This window comes from Lentisphaera profundi (assembly GCF_028728065.1).
GTDB lineage: Bacteria > Verrucomicrobiota > Lentisphaeria > Lentisphaerales > Lentisphaeraceae > Lentisphaera > Lentisphaera profundi.
Map to the genome: position 1 here is coordinate 1915280 of NZ_CP117812.1, position 18922 is coordinate 1934201.

14 protein-coding genes are annotated in these 18922 nt (G+C 40.3%); 7 read left to right on the forward strand and 7 right to left on the reverse strand.

Features of this window, described 5'->3' with window-relative positions; genetic code table 11:
• Nucleotides 1-450: a hypothetical protein gene (locus PQO03_RS18895; RefSeq protein WP_274152562.1), complete on the reverse strand. Its 450-nt coding sequence runs from the start codon at nucleotides 448-450 to the stop codon at nucleotides 1-3.
• Between the two features lie 190 nt (nucleotides 451-640).
• Here PQO03_RS18895 and asd point away from each other — a divergent pair, with 190 nt between their 5' ends.
• Nucleotides 641-1510 carry an archaetidylserine decarboxylase gene (gene asd / locus PQO03_RS18900; RefSeq protein ID WP_274152564.1) on the forward strand — a complete coding sequence of 290 codons (870 nt, stop codon included), beginning with the start codon at nucleotides 641-643 and terminating at the stop codon, nucleotides 1508-1510.
• 95 nt (nucleotides 1511-1605) lie between these two features.
• Nucleotides 1606-2046 (forward strand): DUF2059 domain-containing protein, encoded by a 441-nt coding sequence (locus PQO03_RS18905; RefSeq protein WP_274152566.1) that lies wholly within the window; start codon nucleotides 1606-1608, stop codon nucleotides 2044-2046.
• On the opposite strand, the gene PQO03_RS18910 is transcribed toward PQO03_RS18905, so the two are convergent.
• Entirely contained in the window at nucleotides 2043-2900 is an 858-nt protein-coding gene (locus tag PQO03_RS18910; RefSeq protein WP_274152568.1) for an aldose epimerase family protein, read from the reverse strand. The two genes, PQO03_RS18905 and PQO03_RS18910, sit on opposite strands and share 4 nt — an antisense overlap.
• 1 nt (nucleotide 2901) lies before the next feature.
• A complete protein-coding gene (locus tag PQO03_RS18915; RefSeq protein ID WP_274152570.1) occupies nucleotides 2902-3642 on the reverse strand; it encodes a dienelactone hydrolase family protein in 741 nt (246 codons plus the stop codon).
• Nucleotides 3643-3846: 204 nt separating this feature from the next.
• On the opposite strand from PQO03_RS18915, the gene PQO03_RS18920 reads away from it, so the two are divergent.
• Together PQO03_RS18920 and PQO03_RS18925 are read left to right on the forward strand one after the other, a co-directional pair.
• The gene (locus tag PQO03_RS18920) at nucleotides 3847-7644 is read left to right on the forward strand and encodes a DUF1592 domain-containing protein (protein ID WP_274152572.1); all 3798 of its coding nucleotides are present in this window, start codon (nucleotides 3847-3849) and stop codon (nucleotides 7642-7644) included.
• 10 nt (nucleotides 7645-7654) lie between these two features.
• Nucleotides 7655-8992, forward strand: coding sequence for a DUF1552 domain-containing protein (locus tag PQO03_RS18925; RefSeq protein WP_274152574.1), 1338 nt, complete (start codon nucleotides 7655-7657; stop codon nucleotides 8990-8992).
• A gap of 50 nt (nucleotides 8993-9042) precedes the next feature.
• Here the strand turns inward: PQO03_RS18925 and bluB are convergent, their stop codons facing one another.
• The 4 genes from bluB to tilS form a co-directional block, all read right to left on the reverse strand.
• Nucleotides 9043-9711 (reverse strand): 5,6-dimethylbenzimidazole synthase, encoded by a 669-nt coding sequence (bluB, locus tag PQO03_RS18930; RefSeq protein ID WP_274152576.1) that lies wholly within the window; start codon nucleotides 9709-9711, stop codon nucleotides 9043-9045.
• Between the two features lie 12 nt (nucleotides 9712-9723).
• Nucleotides 9724-10332 carry a cob(I)yrinic acid a,c-diamide adenosyltransferase gene (gene cobO / locus PQO03_RS18935; RefSeq protein ID WP_274152578.1) on the reverse strand — a complete coding sequence of 203 codons (609 nt, stop codon included), beginning with the start codon at nucleotides 10330-10332 and terminating at the stop codon, nucleotides 9724-9726.
• A 261-nt stretch (nucleotides 10333-10593) separates the two neighbouring features.
• Nucleotides 10594-11619 carry an epoxyqueuosine reductase gene (locus PQO03_RS18940; RefSeq protein WP_274152580.1) on the reverse strand — a complete coding sequence of 342 codons (1026 nt, stop codon included), beginning with the start codon at nucleotides 11617-11619 and terminating at the stop codon, nucleotides 10594-10596.
• Nucleotides 11606-12859 carry a tRNA lysidine(34) synthetase TilS gene (tilS, locus tag PQO03_RS18945; RefSeq protein ID WP_274152582.1) on the reverse strand — a complete coding sequence of 418 codons (1254 nt, stop codon included), beginning with the start codon at nucleotides 12857-12859 and terminating at the stop codon, nucleotides 11606-11608. Before tilS ends, PQO03_RS18940 begins: the two co-directional genes overlap by 14 nt.
• A 249-nt stretch (nucleotides 12860-13108) precedes the next feature.
• On the opposite strand from tilS, the gene PQO03_RS18950 reads away from it, so the two are divergent.
• Genes PQO03_RS18950 through PQO03_RS18960 form a run of 3 tightly spaced genes read left to right on the forward strand, consistent with a single transcriptional unit; the run spans nucleotide 13109 to nucleotide 18847 of the window.
• Nucleotides 13109-14530 (forward strand): efflux transporter outer membrane subunit, encoded by a 1422-nt coding sequence (locus tag PQO03_RS18950; RefSeq protein ID WP_274152583.1) that lies wholly within the window; start codon nucleotides 13109-13111, stop codon nucleotides 14528-14530.
• A gap of 1 nt (nucleotide 14531) precedes the next feature.
• A complete protein-coding gene (locus PQO03_RS18955; protein WP_274152584.1) occupies nucleotides 14532-15707 on the forward strand; it encodes an efflux RND transporter periplasmic adaptor subunit in 1176 nt (391 codons plus the stop codon).
• Entirely contained in the window at nucleotides 15704-18847 is a 3144-nt protein-coding gene (locus tag PQO03_RS18960; protein ID WP_274152586.1) for an efflux RND transporter permease subunit, read from the forward strand. Before PQO03_RS18955 ends, PQO03_RS18960 begins: the two co-directional genes overlap by 4 nt.
• Nucleotides 18848-18922 lie beyond the last annotated feature (75 nt).

Genomic DNA, 18922 nt, shown 5'->3' on the forward strand with positions numbered 1-18922 from the left:
TTAAAATTCTAGTTGTTTGTACTTTGCTGGCACCTTCCACTTAGGGTGAATAGGATTTAGCTGGAAATTCAGTGTTAAACCAACTTCTGGCTTTAACTTAAAAGGCATTAAGATCGGTTTGAGTGCAGCTCGTAAATTATATTCAAAAGCCTCATCCATATGATCTTGAGTTTTAATAAAAAGACCAGGCTTTTTACCTGTTTTTCCACCTATCATACTAATTGCAATTGTACCATAAGCACGTGACTCATCATCTTCTGCAAGATGCATAAAGCCCCCGCCTTCATGATAATCGCGACTACACATATACATAAGAAGATCTTCCACTTCATGTATTTTATCTTCCATAAACTCAGGCGAGATGTAACGACGCATGAGTATCGGTTCAGGTACCAAAGTGAATTCTGTAAGCTTCACTGGACTTTTCTCATGAACTTTAAATTTGTCCATAGTGAAGTCTATCCACTCTTGAGCGAGCGGCATTGGTCTAAACGTCAAACAATGGCTAAGATTTTTCCAAAATCCCATAAATAACCTACTTAAATCTATATTGTAAAATTGGGAAATAACTTAACTGATGATATAGATAATGCCATTCAGAGTTCACACATGATCCACAAAAGATTAGGGAGTTTAATTAATGGACCGCACTTTGCTGACAATACTCAATTTATTACCAAAAAATCTTATTAGCCGCTTCATTGGCTTTTTCGCTAACCTGCCCATGAGTAAAACTCTCATTCCTTGGTTTGCTAAACGCTACAATATTAATTTAGAGGAAGCGGAAAAGGATATTTCAGAGTATCCATGCCTCAATCAATTTTTTACGCGTCACCTCAAAGCAGGTGTACGTCCTATCCATCAAGTCGATAATCCTCTCAGTGTCGTTAGTCCCGTAGATGGTAAAATCGCTCAAATGGGCGAGATCATCAACGGCACTCTCATTCAAGCCAAAGGTCTCGATTATCAACTCAATCACCTGATTGGCTCCACTATGGAAGCCGAAGCTTTTCAAGATGGCTACTACATGACCATTTATTTAGCTCCGACTGATTATCATAGAATGCATCATTACGCTTCTGGTTTTATCAAAAAGATGAGAGTCATCCCAGGACAACTCTTCCCCGTGAACGTGCTTGCCGTTAATAACGTGCGCAACCTCTTCCCCATCAATGAACGTATCACGACCTATATTGAAAATAAAATTGGTCAGAAATCCGCTATCGTTAAAGTGGGTGCTACTGTTGTGGGCAAAATTAAATTGGCTTATCACAAAGCAGAATCAAACAAAGGTTTGGCCATGGCTAAAACTTTTGAAACCCCCATAGAAGTCACCAAAGGTGATGAATTGGGCTATTTTGCCATGGGCTCAACAGTCATCATGCTCTTTGAAAAAGATTCCTTCAAAGTTCAAGCTTCACTGAAAGCTGGAGATGCCGTTCAAATGGGTCAAGATCTTGGCCACTTTATTGATCCTAACACTCAAAAATCTAACAGCCCTGCCAAGTAATCAATTATTTTTCAGGGAAAGTCAGCACTCTCAAAATTGTTTTATTATTGACGAGAGCTTATCTTTATATCATCCAATTAATTAACAGGTTTAACATGAAACTCCATCTTACTTTACTACTTTTTATCTGTACTCTTTTTACAAGTCAAGCAGACGATGCATACACCACTACTTTAAGTGAGTTCTTACAAGTCTCTGGCGTAACTGCTGGACACGAAGATATTGTCGCTAAATTAGCTGGACAGCTTGGCGTCTCCACCGACAGTTCAAAATACACTAAACTACTTGGCGAACAAATCTCAAAACTTAATAACAGCCTCTCTCCCGTATACCAAAAATACGTCAGTGAAGACGACTTGAAATCTCTTATCAAATTCTTTAAAAGTCCCGTTGGTGAAGGTTTTGTCAAATCTCAACCTCAGATCTTAGAAAAATCTCTTGACGTCGTTGCCGATTGGCAATCGGATTTGAAATCTACGCTTATAACAACGGGTAGTGAGTTGCTTAAGAAAAAAGGCCTACCTTTTTCTTTTTAAGACAAATTATAAGTTATTCCCCAGTCTAATTGCTCAGCAAGACCTAAGTCCTGAATCAGAAATGGTTCGGGACTTATTGTTTTCTCATTATACCACAGGGGTAATTGCGCGACCTTAAAATGACAATCTATTGAGAAATCATCTAAGACTTTATGCTGGATGGGCAAATTCAGACTCGTTGATTTTTGATTCGCTTTGCCCATTGCAAAAGTATTGTGCTTTACGGGATCAAAATCCTGTGGTATCTGAGTAAGAAGTTCATTTTTTTTATTTAATGTATAATTGTCATTAGCTTCCAGCTTCACCGGTAGTTTCCCGATAAGACCATCTTCACGATGAAAGAAAAAGGGATGGGCAAACCAAGAAACGGGTAAAATTTTATCTCCGCAATTTTTGAGACTAAAGCGCTGTTCAAGCTTCCCCTCTTTGAGCTCAACCGTTTTCACCAATTCATAAGACCATGCATCATAGCTATCTGTGCATGTGAAAATAATTTGATTATCATTTTGAGTAATCTTCCACTCAAGAGCTTTCTTAACTTCTCTATTTTCGCAAGCAAAGAAATTCACTATCGGGTCACTGTACTTAACCAAGCCCACTCCTATAACAAATATATCATCGCCTAGTTCTGCCCCTTCTAGATTAGGATAGGAATTAAAAGCATCTGGAAGTCCCTGTGAATCAAAGGGATTGTAGTCTTCTGGGTAGACCGGACCAGAAAACAAATCTCTCCCCTCGCTATTCTTCACTTGAAAAATCTGACCCCCGCGGCAATAACGCGCGCCCAACAGGTCTTGATCTTGCTTGGGGTCTAAAATCTCGACTGTAAACTTATTATTCTTTAGCTGGAACATCTCAAGCCTTTAAATTGCGAGTAAAAACATCCACTGCCATGCCGTAACATTGACGAGCTAATTGTGGATTATAACGCTCACCTTCATCGCGCATAAATGCGTGTGCCGCATTAAATTCATGCCAGGTAAAACTCACTAACTCATCACACATCTTGTTGTAGATTAGCTGTCTCCCTTCTTTAGGAACATGTGGATCTTGGCGTCCCCAAACCATCATCGTTTCTCCGCTTAACTCACCAATACGATCAAAAGTATCACAATTCTTCCCCTTGCCCAAAGTACCTGTATGTATATCTGTACCATAGAAACTTACGCAGGCATTAACTTCTGGCTCTAATGCAGCTCGAAAAGCGAGATGTCCTCCTAAGCAAAAACCCATAGTTCCAATTTTACCCGTGCAATAATCTTGTTTTTGTAGAAACTTTATTAGTGATTGAGCACCGCCATCAAAACTCTCAATAGCTGTTTCCCATTTTAAATTATTACCCACTTCTTTGCCTTCGTCATCATACTCTAGAACCGTACCTGCTTCCAAATTATCATAATAAACCTCGGGGCACGCTACGATAAAACCGTGACCTGCCATCATTTGCGCTGACCGCAAAATGGGACCCGTTAACTGGAAAATCTCTGAATAAAGCATGATTCCAGGGAACTCACCCTCTTCTTGCGGGCGAAAAATAACTGTGCGCATGGGAACTGTTGCGGTGGGAACTAGAACTTCTTCTTCTCTGATATTCATAATGACCTTTAAATTTAATTTCTCGCTTACTATAAAAAGCCTTTTCTTTAACTCAAAGTCTCATCTCTCTGAAGTCGATAATTAAGGAACTACTCACTATTTTTTCTAAAATAAGTTACGTTTCTTCATCTGTACTGTTAATTAATGTATGCACTCGGTCGTATTAAGTATAATACAAACTTGCTCAAACCAAAGGATATCATTTTGATCAGTAAAAAAATCGCCATTTCCCTTGCTTTGCTATGCTCTTCCGGAGCCTTGGCTAAGCCTATTGATTTCACGACTCAAATCAAACCCATCTTAGAAAAAAACTGTATCGCTTGCCACGGCATAGAAAAAGACAAAGGTGATCTCAGACTCCATACTCACAAATTCATGATCGAAGGTGATGTCGTTGAAGCAGGCAATATTAAAGAAAGTTATTTAGTCGATCTTATTAGCCTTGATCACGACGACGATGATATCATGCCTCCAAAAGGAAAAGGCGAACCTTTAACAAAAGATCAAATCACACTGATCAAAACATGGATTGCGGAAGGCGCAAAATGGCCAAAAGGTTTAGAGCTAGAAGATAAAGCAGAGCCGAAAGGTGAAGTGGTTCAAATGAAAGCTAAGACTAAAACTTTTGAACACTTAGTTCCAATTATTAATCAGTACTGTATCGAATGTCACAACGAAGACAAACAAAAAGGCGATTTCCGTATTGATAACATGGATCAAGACCTCGTTCATGGTATCCATGCTCAAAGATGGTACGAAGTCCTCGACATTATTAATCTCGGTGAAATGCCTCCAAAAAAAGCCGACCAACTCCACGATAAAGAGCGTCGCCTTATGATTGAAACTCTGACTGCGGAGCTCCAAAAAGCAAAAGAAGTTCGCAAGGGTGAAATCAGTACGGTCATGCGTCGCCTTAATAACGACCAATATAACAATACACTCAAAGATCTCTTAGGCATTGACTTCGACTTTGCGCGCGATTTACCCGAAGATGCTTTTTCTCCTGAAGGCTTTAAGAACAACGGCGATACTTTAGATGTATCCACACTTCAAATGGAGTACTATTTAGACATTACTCGCAAGGCTTTAAATAAAGTTATTTCTTCGGAAAAAGAACCCGAAATCATGAACTTCAAAATTGATTTTGGGAGCAGCGCTAACCCTTCACACCGTGAACAACTTACCATGGGCCCTGGCGCTCAATTAATTCCTACACATGAATATAAAGTAAGCGAACCTACCCCCATACATAAGTACCCCTTTATTCATCGGAAACTTAAAACGGACTACGTTTTCAGCGAAGGCTACAAAGGCAATAGCACCGTGAAAGGCGACAAAGAATTTAAAGGTTTATTTCACGCAGTGTACCCTGAAATGCGCAGTAATAAGGGCAAAGTCATTAAAGAGGGCGTAACTTTAAGTCCTCGTGGCGATCTCAATTTTGGCAAAGCTGGCGGCAATGGCCCCTCGGGCCAAATGAAGCTCGTCTTGCGGGATTATCCCAGGTCTGGCCCGATAACGATACGAGTAAAAGCCTCTATGGGTCCCAACTCAACTTTTATGAAAAACACTAACTTAAGCCCCTCTGCTTCTTTTAATGAAGAAACTAAAAACTTTAATGGTTTTAGTACTATTCTACCTGACTTACAGTGCATCCCTTCCTACCCACCTAATGCCAATATGGAAAAACCTAAGTTCATCATTGAAGATACACTTAAGATAGAAAAAGCGGGTCATTATCAAATCGATGCACAACTTCTTAGTGAACTTGATGGTCCCATCAATCTTCGCATTGGAAAAACCTTACTACAAAATATTAAAGTGAAAAAAGGTGCCCAAAAGCTCATCGTCCCCATCGCTATTAGTAATTTAAAGAAGGGTGATATAAACATCCAAATAACCGCGAAAACAAAACCTCAATTTGCTCACTTCATTCTTTCGCCATTAAAAGGTACTGATGGCAAAATTAAAGGTCTCAAGAAAGCCACCAGAAAATCCAAAGATCTAGCTATGGTTTACAAGAAAAATACGATCGCAAAATTTAATGATAAAACGGGTACTTTTACAGGAGACGCTCTAGCCTTTAACATAAGTCCGGCAAGAGCTATCAAAGAAGGCGAGTACGAATTACCTAAACCTATTGACCATACTATTAACCATAGTTTTTCTTTAGCAGATGAAGGTGGCCTGTATCAAGTCGAGCTTAAACTACAAAAGAAACCAAGCAGTGGTATTAATATACATATCAATAATGCAGCGATTAAGAATGTTAACTTTTCTTATAAAGATGATAAAAAAATCTATGCTGCTGGCTTAATCAAACTATCGAAAGGCCATCAACACCTACATATTTATTCTCGACATGATATCCCTGTAAGCGATGTACTTTTAACTAAAGTCAGCAACTTACAAACCGTCCAAGAATTCAATGAATATTCTCAAAACCAATATTCATATCTACGTCCTTATATTGGTAATCGTCGCGATGACGGCCAAGAATTTCGAATTGTTGAGCAAATACAAAAAGTTAACGCGCCACTTGATTCTCCTCAAGTATATGAGTTCACCACTTTTATTGATGACTATCCCCTTCCTGCCTATGACCCTACAAACAAAAACTATCTCGCTAATCTACTGCACCTTGGTTTTTGGAATACACCATGGAACCAAAATAAAAATACTGATCTCGTTATTCATTCAATTGAATTTGAAAGTAATGCTCATAAAACATGGCCAAGTGCACAGCAGAAAAAAATATTCATTGAATCGAAAAACAGTACTAATGAAGCCCTTTATGCTAAAGAAATCCTAGCTAATTTCCTTCCGAAAGCTTTCCGACGCGCCATCAGCGAAGAAGAACTCAAGCGTCATCACAAGTTTTGGACTATCATTTACAAGCATAAAAAAGATTTTAATGAAAGTATCAAAGAAACCTTGGCGATTGCTCTGAGTTCACCACAATTCCTTTATATCAATGAACCCGAGGGAACTCGAAGTAAGCAGCTAACAGAATATGAATTAGCTTCTCGCTTATCTTATTTCTTATGGAATACCATGCCTGATGAAGAACTCTTTAGCGCTGCCTCAAATGGAACTTTACATCGCGATATCAAACAACAGATCAAGCGTATGATCAAAGATCCACGCAGTTTTAACTTCTCCAAAAACTTCTCAAGTGAGTGGTTAGACGTTGAACGTTTAGAGCGTGTAGTGATCGATAAAAAACACTCTAATGGTTATAATCAAGATATTAAAAATAGTTTTAAAAAAGAAACTTATTCTTTCTTCCAACATGTCTTACAAAATAATTTTAGCATTATGAATTTTATCGATTCGGATTATGCGATTCTTGACTGGCGTTTAGCTCAATTCTATAATCTCCCACCAGTCGATAGCTTAGGATTCACAGCGACTCCAGTAGAAGCAAAGCATCAACGAGGTGGCATTATCACCAATGGCGGACTACTCACAGCTCTTTCTACGGGAACACATTCTAGCCCCATTAAACGTGGTGTTTGGCTCGCCCGTAAGCTCGTCGATTCACCTCCTCCCAAACCACCACCCAATGTCCCTGCGCTTGATGAAGAAAATGCAGCTTTAGCAAAACTCACAATTAAAGAACAGCTCCAGCTTCACCGCGACAAAGCCGCATGCCGTGACTGTCACATGAAGATTGATCCCTGGGGACTGCCTTTTGAGCATTATGATACGACGGGCCGAATTAAAGCTCCTTCGGAACTCATTTCAGCTGACACAGTCTTTCCTGATGGCACTGAGGTTAATGGTTTAAACGAATTGAAAGCCTATCTCATCAATGAAAAAGCCGATCTCGTTTCACGTTCTCTCGTGCGTCACCTAAGTGCTTATGCTATGGGACGTTCACTATCCTTTGCTGATGACTATGAAATCAAAGCTATTCTCAAAGACGCTAAATCATCCAACTATCAAATACATTCAATAATTGAATCGATTGTGAAGAGCGATCTATTCCTCAAGTTTTAAAGGAATTATTATGAAAAACTCTAAATGGAAATTACCACGCAGGACTTTTCTCAAAGGCCTTGGCGTATCTCTTGCCCTACCCTGTCTCGAAGCTATGGGCGAAGAAGCTCAAAAGGAACAAGACAATATTCGTCGCAGTTGCCATATGTATTTCGGCAATGGAGTAAGTCTACCTCCAGAAAGTAACCCTGCACACAAAGACTGGCATTGGTTCCCTCACGAAACGGGTTCAAACTATACAATGACAGAGCCCCTAAAACCTTTAGCTCCTTTCCGCAACAAAGTAAGTATCGTCGGTGGCCTTCACCATCCCAATGCAGCCTTAGCAGATGTTCACGTCTGTAGTGATTTTTGGATGACAGGAGCTAATTTAGGCGGTAGCGAGTATGCCAACACTATATCAGTTGACCAAGTGGCAGCAGCTGAATTCCGTTCAAAAACTCGCTTTCCTCACCTCAACATCTCTTGTGATGGTGGTGTTGGTTTCAAATCACGTATAGGAACTATTTCTTTCGATCGCAATGGTCGACCTATTCCCTCGGAAAATGATCCTAAAAGAATTTTCGAACGTCTCTTCAAGCAAGGATCTGGTTCTATTGATGCACAACGAAAAGAACTCAATTACGAGGGTAAACTTGTAGATATGGTTCTTGACAATGCTCGCGAACTCAATAAAAAACTCGGCAAGAATGATCGTGAAAAAATGGAGCAGTACTTAAGTTCTGTAAGTGAAATAGAAGATAATGTCAATCGTAGTTCCAAATGGCTTGACACCCCCATAAAAGATGTCGATTCGAGTCATTTAAACTTAGATGTCGATATGACTATCCAGCCAGACAAATACTATGAAACGATGTTTGATCTCATCAGCCTGGCTTTTGAAGCTGACCTCACACGTACTGCGACCTTTATGATGACTCGTGAAGATGGCATGGGCATTGCTGATACCTTCTCATCAATATTATTAAAAACCGGTGGTCATCATAGCCTTTCTCATGGAGGTAATCACGAAGGTGGCTATCTAAATTGGTCACGCTATGACCAATTTCTCGTATCACGCCTCGCCTACTTCATGAAACGCCTAGATAGCATTAAAGAAGGTCAAAGTACGGCTTTAGATAATACTATATTATTATTTGGCAGTGGTTGTAGCTCGACTCATAATTTCAAGAACCTTCCGCTCATCCTTGCTGGCGGTAGCAACATGGGCTTAAAGCATGGTTCTTACACCAACTATGAAGATAAGTTACCTATGAATAACATGCACTATTCCGTACTGAAAGCTCTTGGGATCAAAACAGATTCCTTCGGTGATAGTACCGGTATATTGAAAGAGATTTTCGCTTAAAGTTATAATATAAAAAGGGCTATATCATTAGCCCTTTTTATTTCTTAACTTCACCATGTTTCATATCGAACAAGGTCTTCTAAATCCAAGCGTTTATTCCAGCCTTTAGTTTCAAGTTCTGGACTATCTTTGAATTCATCTACATAACCAAGACACAAGTAAGCCACAATCTCTACTGAATCCGGTATATCAAGAGTTTTACGAATTTGCATGGGCTCCAATATACTTACCCAGCCCATACCCACATCTTCTATTCGGGCTGCAAGCCACATATTTTGTATAGCACATACTGTACTATAGATATCCATTTCACCTTGAGTCGAACGACCAAGCTGGTTATTGTCATCTCTTTTGCGATCACAGGTCACACATATATTGAGGGGTGCTTCTAAAATTCCTTCGAGCTTTAAGCTCTCATATAAATCTTTTCGCGCTCCAGAAAATAATTCGGCTTCTGTCTCTTTTGCTTGGAGATAGGCCTCTTTTATTTTCTGTTTTGTCGCCTGCGAACGAATGATAATAAAATTCCACGGCTGCAAAAAACCCACTGAAGGAGCTTCATGGGCCGCAGCTAAAATATTTTGCAATACATTATCGGGAACCGCTTTATCCAAAAAACCCGAACGCACATCACGACGTGCATTCAACAATCTATAGAAAGATTCTTTTTCTTGTTCGTTAAATGGCATTGATTCTTTCATCGTAATAAGGCTACTCAAAGATTTTAATCTTTAGTATTCAATACCCCGTTGTGCCTGAATCCCATTATCAAAAGCATGCTTAATAGGTTTCATTTCTGTTACAGTATCTGCAATACTGATAAGCTCTTCTGGAGCGCCTCTACCGGTCACCATGATATTGAGGTTCTCAGGCTTATCTCTGAGGACATCGACAACTTTTTTTACATCTAAATAGCCGTAAGATAACGCGATATTAAGTTCGTCTAAAACGATTAAGTGATACTTAGGATTGTCACCACGACATTCTTCAATTAATGCCTCTACCTTTTGCCAGCCACTTTCTGCGGACTCGATATCTTTGCTCTTATCCTGAGTATCCCAGGTGAAACCATCTCCTGATACTACATGGGTGATTTCATCAAACTTCTCAAAAATCTTCTGCTCACCAGTAGACCAATTGCCTTTGATAAATTGTACTACGGCAACTTTATAACCGTGCCCTACTGCTCGCATTGCAGTGCCAAAAGCTGCCGTGGATTTACCTTTGCCATCACCGGTATTAACAATAAGAATGCCGCGATCAATCAATTTTGATTTTACTTTTTCTCTTTGCTCTTTTTGGAGCTTTTTCATATCTTCTTTGTGAGGGGAGTCAGTCATTATTTATCCAAATTTATACTTTATCAAAAAACATCTAAAATATCTATACCATTAACTACGTCATACAAATACTTTTCAAAGTAAAAGAATGAGTCTTGATATATTTTAGATTGTTTGATTTCAGGGAATAAAAACGAGCCACTGACCAAGGAATGATATACGGCTGTGGAACCGGGTCAGCAGCCCATACCTAAACATACGTGAACTTACTTTCCAAAGCAACTATCTACACTTCTATTTTCAATGAATTTTTGTGTTTATCTAATCACAATCAATTTGCCCTAAGAGCAACTCACTCTGCATATTTTCTCGGCACCACTGCAAAAGCTCTTTAGCACGCTCATCTTGCGATTTACGCAAAATCACGATTGCATTCCTACGCAGTTTTTGCACTCCGGCATATTCCACGGCACTTCCTTTAATGAGGCGACGAATTTCGCCCGCACTTGATTTGAGTAACCAATCCAAATCAACGGGGATACGTTTATCCTCTTTTTCCTTAGGTGGACAAACAACCGAGCACCAGTCACAGCCAAATAACCACTCTTCCATCAAATCTCGCTGCCCTTTGTCTAACAATCCTTTTTTCTCTATTGTCAAATAAGAAATACACAGTCGGGAATCAAAAGCTTTGCCTTCTGCTATTGCCCCTGTAGGACAACCTCGTTTCTCGCAGGCACGACAAAAATGACATGGGAATGGCATTTCCGGTTTTAATTTTAGTTCGGGTATTTTTACATTGCAGAATAAAGAGCCTATAAAGACGCGAACATCGCGTTCTGGCGTTCTTAATAAATCGTTTGGCCCTATAATGCCTAAACCTGCATAGGCAGCAAGAAATCGTTCAAATACAGGCTTTGTATCCACTGCAGGAATCGCCTCAAAGTCACCTAGCTCTAATTTCAGTTTCTGGTGAATCTCAGTTAAAATCTCATGGCCTGTTCTGTGGTAATCTTGTTCTTTTGCATAGCCAGAAATATATCCCCGTAAAGCATCGTCTGCGACAGGAGGGAAAGGGTGTTCAGCATCTTCCATCCCCCACTTGTTCGTAAAAGTAATGATAATGACGGATTGAGCTCCAGGAAAAGTCCCCTGAAGATTCACCTTATCTTCGAGCATGCGCTGCAAATACACCATGTCAGCACCATAGCCCTCATCTAACCACACTTGACTTGATTTTCCCTGGTTCTTTAGTGCTAGCTGTAGTTCTGGGTCATTTAAGTCGAGGCAAGCCACCGAAATGGCTCCACTAGCTTTTGCTATTGCAGTTAAATCAAAGTTTTTCATAGCTAATCCCAATGTGATCGTGTTCTTTTTTTACAGCAGCAAACTCTGAACGACGAAGGCCAGGCAAATATATAATTTCATCATTAGTACAAAGAAGGGGGAAAGAGCAACGCTCTTGCTGACTGAGTTTAGCATCTGAAAAAAGCTTACTTAGCAAGGTACTTTTCTTGCGTCCCAAAATTTTCATCTTATCGCCTTTCTGCGCAGTTCGCAAAACAAATTGTTTCGGCAACTCACTCAGCTTAAAATATTCCGCTGATTTTGATGTACTGAGAAATAATCTATATCCCTCAAACTCAATTGATTCCTGCTTTCCCCAATCCCATTCAATGCTTTGAGTTCTTGGAGGCAAAGAGATCTCACCATTCTTCCAGATTCGCAATTCTACGCCTTCACCCAGAGGAATATCCTTATAAGCCTCTGGTAAATTCTCACATTCTTTGGCTAATCTCTGTAAAGACGCTGCCGTGGGCACATAGTGAACTGCTTGTTGTTCCAGAAATAGACGTAAAACGCGAGGCTTTAATGCTGAGTGTAAGTTTCGATATCCATCAACACTTAGACCTTCTAATAATTCTTTAGCTGCCTGCTGACGAATAAAGTCATCATCTTCAGCTATATGTTTAAGAGTATGCTTGAGTCCCTTACCCAATTGAGTTAATTTGGGGATCAAGTCATTGCGCAAATAATTGCGATCACAATAGTCGGCATCTTGATTACTGGCATCCTCTCTCCACTGAAGCTCATGCTTGGTGAGATAAGCTCGTAAATCTTCTCGTGAATAAGTAAGTAATGGACGGATCAAGTGTAGGCTGCCTAAATCTCTCTGCTTACGAAGAGCGCAAAGACCACTGCTATTGGCCCCTCGCATCGCACGCATGAAAAAACTTTCCTGCACATCATCTTGGTGATGCCCCAAATAAATATTCCACGAAGTAAAATGTTCTTCTAAGTACGCCAATCGCAAGCGACGTGCGACTTGTTCATCACCCTCATCTGCTTGACGTGCGCTCGCTAAGTCTAAACTCACCGATTTGAATGGGAGTTGATGTTTTTTACAAAAATCAGTGCAAAAGAGTTCATCCTTATCGGATTCAGCACCACGTAAGTTATGATTAAAGTGAAGTACTAAATCGACTTGTTTTAGATCCTTCATCAGATGCAGCAGTGCCATACTATCCGCACCACCACTGAAGAGGACCAAACGTTTGTCTATTCTTAAAAATTCACTTTTAATCATTAATAATATTTCCTTTTATCAAAACTGGCTCAATTTTCAACTTGGTCAAGCCCTGTAAGGACTAGAACAACTAAGCTCTCCCCTTAATAGTAAAATAAGTATTTTATTAATGATCTCTTTGTTAATAAATCGACTGGTAAAAATACAGAAATAGGATTTTTTAATTTTTCGTTAAGTTTATTGTTTTTCTTAGTCAAATGAAAGATTAAGAGCTCAGCTTAAGATCTAGTAGTTAAAAAGTACACATCTATGCCCTATAAACATTTAATCATATGCGTTTTTTTGGTCGCCTGCAATAACATTGAAAGGGATGTAAAACACCGACCTGAATTCATTAGCCCAAAGACCTTCTCCGAAGAAAACCTTTCTCCAGTTCTAGACATCACTGAAAAATGGTGGTTAAGCCTCAATGATAGCGAGCTAAATGATTTTATGGACAAAGTCTTTAGTGATAATCTAGACCTAGCTCAAAGCTGGGCACGCTTGCGACAGGCGGAAGCACGCCTAGGCATAAGTCGCTCTGATCAAAAATCAAAACTTGATGGAATTGCTGAAGCACAAGGGAATAAAAGAAAAGTCGATGGCAACGATGGTAAAGAAACTTCTGGTAGCGAAGAATATAAAATCGGATTAAAAGCAAGTTACGAAATTGACCTTTGGGATAGAATCAGTGATCAGACTAGCGCTTCTGAAATGGATTATGAATCACAAAAATTAGCCGTGCACAGTACCGCCCTACTCTTATCGGCAGAAGTGGTCGAAAGTTGGATGGTCTACAAAGCTATTTCAGAACAACTCGACTTACTCAATCAACAAATAAAAACGAACGAACAAAGCTTAGATATTATTGCTCATCGCCAAAGACGCGGCTTAGCAAATATTGTTGACCTCTTCCAGCAACGCCAACAAGTCGCTCGTGTCAAAAGTTTGATCCCTAACTTAGAAGAGCAAAGAGATCGTCTAAGATTAAAATTAATTCTACTCTCTGGTCAAAATTTTGATACTCAAATTGACTTAGGCAAGTTGCAACTACCCCAATTAAAGGCTTTGCCCAATAGCGGCATTCCTTCAGAGATTCTTAGTCAAAGACCAGATGTCCAGCAATCTTGGTTCCAACTTCAATCCAGTGAGTTTCGTCTCAGTGGTGCCACGAAAGCCAAGCTCCCACGTTTAACGCTCAGCGCCCAAGCTAATTTCAACAACCAAAAATTCAGTCGTCTTTTTGATAATTGGTTCAGCAATATAATGGCGGGTTTAACGGCTCCCATTTTAGATGGCGGTTTACTGGAAAGCGAAGAACTTCTTGCGAAAGCGAAAAGCGACGAAAATTACCTCAATTATAAAGAGACCGCACTAAGGGCTTTAAATGAAGTTGAGCAGGCTTTGAATGCTGAAAAATGGCGTGCTGAAGAAATTTCCAGTGTGAAAACTGAAGTGGATTATGCTAAAAATACTCTTGATGAAACGAGAAGACGTTATCGCAAAGGATTAAGTGATTACTTACCAGTACTTACGGCATTAGCCACTCACCAACAGGCCCAACGAACTTTAACAGAAGTACGCGCTCAACTCATTGTCAATCGCATTGAAATCCATCGTAGCTTAGGTGGTTCATGGGATTTAGAAGAAAATATGAAACTTCTTCCAGAAGCCGTAAAAAGGAATAAATAACATGAAAGTAAAATCTTTTGTAGCTTCAGTAATTCAGGTACTTATCGTAGTTGCCATCATTATCGCCGCGTGGAAATACTACCAGTACTTAATGGACACTACACCAAAAAACTCAATTAAGCCCCGCAAGGAAAGAGCCGTCCGCGTACGACTCATGGAACTCAAAAAAACGACCGAGAGCATCGTCCTTTACACTAGTGGAAAAGTTATTCCGGAGAGAAAACTCAGCATTAAACCTCGGATTACCGGAGAAATCATCTCAATCCATCCATCACTGCATCCAGGTGGCTCTATCCTAAAAGGAGAAATTCTTGTTGAAATTGATCCTACTGATTTCGAAATTGCTATTACAAAAGCCCGTAGTGAACTCCGTGAAGCTGAATTTAATTATCAGCTTGAGCGGGGGGAGCAAGATGTGGCTAAATACGAATGGAATTTCCTTGAAGATCGCGACAAAATTAGCGATCTAGAAAAACAACTCATTTTGCGTATCCCGCATCTCGATAAAGCTCAGGCCGATATCGCCGCGGCAAAAGCTCAGCTTAAACAGGCCGAACTCAACCTTGCCAGAACAAAAATTCGCGCGCCTTATAATGTCCAAGTTATCACTCGTAATATAACTGAAGGCTCACAAGTGAATCTTCAAAGCTCCATTGCGGAACTGGTAAATTCTGACACCTTTTGGATTGAAGCTTCGATTGCCTACGAAAGACTCCCATGGATAAAGACGAAGACAAAAGACTCCCTCGGTGCGAAAGCCTCTATTATCCCCAGTGGCGTTATTTCAAAAGGCTTTACTTGGGAAGGACGAGTTCTGCGCAAGCTACCCAACATCTCTGAAAATGCACGCAGAGCACGAATCCTCATTGACGTTAAGGCCCCCTTAGAACAACACGATACGCCACTTTTACTCAATGCTTATGTGAGAGTTACAATTGCTGGTCCCCAAATTAAAAATATCTATAAAATACCGGCAAACATTGTTCATGAAGGCAATAAGCTACATTTGATAAACAAAGAGGGTCGACTCGCCATCAAAGAAGTGCAGATCCTTTGGTCAGACGCGCAATACATTTATGTTCAGGAAGGTCTTGAAGATGGTGATTTACTCGTGACGACTCGCATAGGTTCGGCTGTCCCAGGCTTAAAGCTTGAAGCCATTAGGAATAAAAAATGAGCCGAGGCTCAAATAAAGATATAGAGAAAGGACCTATCGCATGGATGGTGCTAAACCCCGTTGCATCCAATCTCATTATGATTGCGCTACTTGTTGGCGGACTTTTCACTGCTAATAAAATTAAACAAGAAGTTTTCCCTGACTTCGATTTAGATACGGTCTCGGTATCGATTGCTTACCCTGGCGCAAGTCCTGAAGAAGTCGAAAAAAGTATTATCCGCGCCATTGAGGAAAATATACAAGGCATTGAAGGGATTAAAGAAGTCAACTCAACTGCATCTGAAGGCAATGCTTCGATAACAATTGAACTGCTTGAAGGCCATGAACGAATGAAGGTCTATCAAGATATTCAACAAGAAGTCGATCGCATCCGTACCTTTCCCGAAGAGATTGAACGACCTGAAGTCAAATTACGCAGTCACCGCAGAGATGTATTTGACATCGCAGTCTATGGAAATGTTAATGAACGACTCTTGGCCGATCAGACAGAAATCTTACGTAGCCGCCTGCTCAGCAGTGATCAAATTAGCCAAGTCGACATTACTGACATGCGCAATCACCAAATCACTATATCTATCAGTCGAGATACTTTAGATCGTTATAAACTTACACTTGATCAAGTGGCTACCATCATCCGTAAACAAAGTGTCGAAATCCCTGGCGGAGGAATTCGCACTGAGAATGGCGAACTCCTCTTACGCATGAAAGAAAGGCGTGATTATGGCGAACAATTTGCAAAAATCCCCATCATTAGTCTAGCCAATGGTGACGTCGTCTTACTCGAGGATCTAGGACGTATAAAAGATGGCTTTAACGAAGACCAGGATAAAATCACTTTTTGGAACGGCTTGCCAGCACTCAATATTAGCATCTATCGCGTCGGCGAAGAAACTCCCCTATCAATCTCTTCTGATGTTTACGACATTGTTGATGAATTCAATGCTCAAAACAAAACCGTGCAGTCAGTCATTCGCATGGATAAATCAAAGACCTATATGCAAAGAGTGAACCTCCTTAGCCGTAATGGACTTATAGGTCTCTCTTTAGTTTTACTCTCTCTGGGGCTATTCTTAGAGGCACGCCTGGCCTTTTGGGTGATGATGGGCATCCCAATTTCATTCCTTGGTGGCTTTGTTCTATTACCAATGTTTGGCATTTCCATCAATATGATCTCTATGTTTGCCTTCCTCATGGCTTTAGGCATTGTTGTCGATGATGCGATTGTTGTAGGTGAAAATGTGTATGAACATCGAGAACGAGGAGAAACATTCGTTCAAGCTGCCATTAATGGCACAAAAGATGTCGCTGTGCCGGTCACCTTTAGTGTCATCACTAATATTGTTACTTTTCTCCCTCTCATGTATATGCCCGGTACAATCGGCAAAATTTGGTACACAATCCCCATTGTTGTCATTAGTGTTTTTGCTATATCTTTATTCGAAAGCCTCTTCATCCTCCCCTCGCACTTAGCCCACTCGGAAAAACGTGAACGACTCTTCATTGGAAAAATCATCTTTAATATCCAACAAAAGTTCTCCCAGCTCTTCATGCGTGCAGTTAATAAGATTTACGGCCCCATCCTAAAATTAGCCCTCAAAAATCGCTATATTGTACTCGCCGTGGCCTGTGCTTTTATGTTTGGGATTATTGGCTTTGTAAACAGTAAACGAATTGGCGTCGTCCCCATGATGTCGGTTGAATCAGATTTTGCTTCTGTCACTGCCTCACTCCCCTATGGCGCCCCTAAAGAAAAAAGTTTAAAAATACAAGAACAATTACTCGCTAGTGCTAAAGAAGTCGTTGCCGAAAATGGTGGGGATCAGTTATTAGTTGGCTACTACTCAAAAATTGGCGGAGGTAGTCGTACTGGTCAATCAGGACCCCATGTCACAGAAGTACTTGTCTACCTCAAAGATCCTGAAATTCGACCCATTAGCACCGAAAAATTCACGAGTTTATGGCGGGAAAAAAGTCGTGGAATTGAAGATTTAGAATCACTTGTCTTCGAATCAGATCGTGGGGGGCCGGGCTCGGGATCTTCACTCAGTATTGGTTTAACCCATCCAGATAATAATATCCTCGAGCAGGCATCTTTAGAATTGTCTGAGGCGCTAGCCGCTTATCCCATCGTCAAAGATATCGACCCCGGATTTTCTCAAGGCAAACGTCAATTTGATTTCACCATGCGTCCTGACGGACTTGCTTTAGGACTCAACTCATCTGAAGTCGCCAAGCAAATCCGTCAAGCTTTTTATGGTGCCGAAGCTCTACGTCAACAACGAGGTCGCAACGAAGTTAAAGTTCTTTTGCGATACCCGCAAGAAGAGCGGGCCACCGAACACGATCTGAACTCGATGCTCATTCAAACCAGTAACGGAAAACGCATTCCTATCAAAGAAGTTGTTGAATTCAAAAGTGGCCGCGCCTACACAAAAATTAATCGCCTTGATGGGAATCGAACGATACAAATCAAAGCCAATGTCACCCCTAAGAGTAAGAGTGAATTTATTTTAAGTGAAGTCTTAGAAAAGGACTTCCCTAAACTACAAGAAAAATACCCTGGACTCAAACAAGTGTTTAGGGGTAAACAAAAAGATTTACGAGAAGGCGTCAACTCACTTAAAGTTAGTTTTTTGATTGCACTCTTCGGGATTTATACTTTGCTAGCTATCCCCTTCAGAAGTTATATTCAACCACTTATTATCATGTTATGTATTCCTTTTGGCATAGGTGGAGCCGTTCTTGCTCACTCAATAATGGGCTTTCCTTTAAGCTTAATTAGCTTCATGGGTATCATTGCACTTTCTGGAGTTGTTATCAATGACTCATTAGTGCTTATCGACTATGCTAACAAGCAAGTAAGAAAAGGTAAGAATGCCGAAGAGGCCATACTCCTTTCAGGAATAAGACGCTTCCGTCCTATTTTACTCACCACTATCACTACCTTCTGTGGTTTAGGACCCATGATCCTAGAAACCTCCCGTCAAGCACGTTTTCTAGTACCCATGGCTATATCTTTAGGGCTAGGAATCGTTTTCGCCACTGTCGTAATGCTAGTACTTGCTCCTGCTATGTATTTAATCGTTAACGATTTAAGTATTTTAATGAAGTCCAAAAAAAAGCCTGATTTAAGTAAATAAAACAAATTAATTGAAGTATCCATTTGAATACATGCTATTCTATGTTAAGATTTAGTTAATATTAACTAATTCGGA